General features: G+C 53.4%; 2 rRNA genes (1 of these 2 only partly in view). Both read right to left on the minus strand.

What is annotated here, in order from left to right:
• Nucleotides 1–8: 8 nt before the first annotated feature.
• A 5S ribosomal RNA gene (gene rrf / locus ACIPV5_RS17575) occupies nt 9–126 on the minus strand.
• Nucleotides 127–235: 109 nt separating this feature from the next.
• A 23S ribosomal RNA gene (locus ACIPV5_RS17580) occupies nt 236–1,260 on the minus strand; it runs 2,172 nt beyond the window's last position.

Consider the following 1,260-nt stretch of genomic DNA (forward strand, 5'->3'; position numbering starts at 1 on the left):
TAAAAGAAGTCCGGCGGTGTCCTACTCTCCCACAGGGTCCCCCCTGCAGTACCATCGGCGCTGTGAGGCTTAGCTTCCGGGTTCGGAATGTAAACCGGGCGTTTCCCTCACGCTATGGCCGCCGAAACACTATTGATGTTTCAATCAAACCTATAGACAAATCATTGTTGTCTGTAGGGTTCTCGACCGTACATCGAGAACCACTCAGTGGACGCGTAGCACCAACAAACGGTGTGTTATCAAGTCATCGGCTTATTAGTACCAGTCAGCTGCATGCATTACTGCACTTCCACATCTGGCCTATCAACCCAGTAGTCTGGCTGGGAGCCTCTCACCCGAAGGTATGGAAATCTCATCTTGAGGCCGGCTTCCCGCTTAGATGCTTTCAGCGGTTATCCATCCCGAACGTAGCTAATCAGCGGTGCTCCTGGCGGAACAACTGACACACCAGAGGTTCGTCCAACCCGGTCCTCTCGTACTAGGGTCAGATCCTCTCAAATTTCCTACGCGCGCAGCGGATAGGGACCGAACTGTCTCACGACGTTCTAAACCCAGCTCGCGTACCGCTTTAATGGGCGAACAGCCCAACCCTTGGGACCTACTCCAGCCCCAGGATGCGACGAGCCGACATCGAGGTGCCAAACCATGCCGTCGATATGGACTCTTGGGCAAGATCAGCCTGTTATCCCCGAGGTACCTTTTATCCGTTGAGCGACAGCGCTTCCACAAGCCACTGCCGGATCACTAGTCCCGACTTTCGTCCCTGCTCGACCTGTCAGTCTCACAGTCAAGCTCCCTTGTGCACTTACACTCGACACCTGATTGCCAACCAGGTTGAGGGAACCTTTGGGCGCCTCCGTTACTTTTTGGGAGGCAACCGCCCCAGTTAAACTACCCACCAGGCACTGTCCCTGAACCGGATTACGGTTCGAAGTTAGATATCCAGAGTGACCAGAGTGGTATTTCAACAATGACTCCACATGAACTGGCGTCCATGCTTCACAGTCTCCCACCTATCCTACACAAGCCACACCGAACACCAATACCAAGCTGTAGTAAAGGTCACGGGGTCTTTCCGTCCTGCTGCGCGTAACGAGCATCTTTACTCGTAATGCAATTTCGCCGAGTTCGCGGTTGAGACAGTTGGGAAGTCGTTACGCCATTCGTGCAGGTCGGAACTTACCCGACAAGGAATTTCGCTACCTTAGGATGGTTATAGTTACCACCGCCGTTTACTGGGGCTTAAATTCTCAGCTTCGC

Origin of the sequence: Microbacterium sp. NPDC090014 (assembly GCF_044748285.1) — a bacterium.
GTDB lineage: Bacteria > Actinomycetota > Actinomycetes > Actinomycetales > Microbacteriaceae > Microbacterium.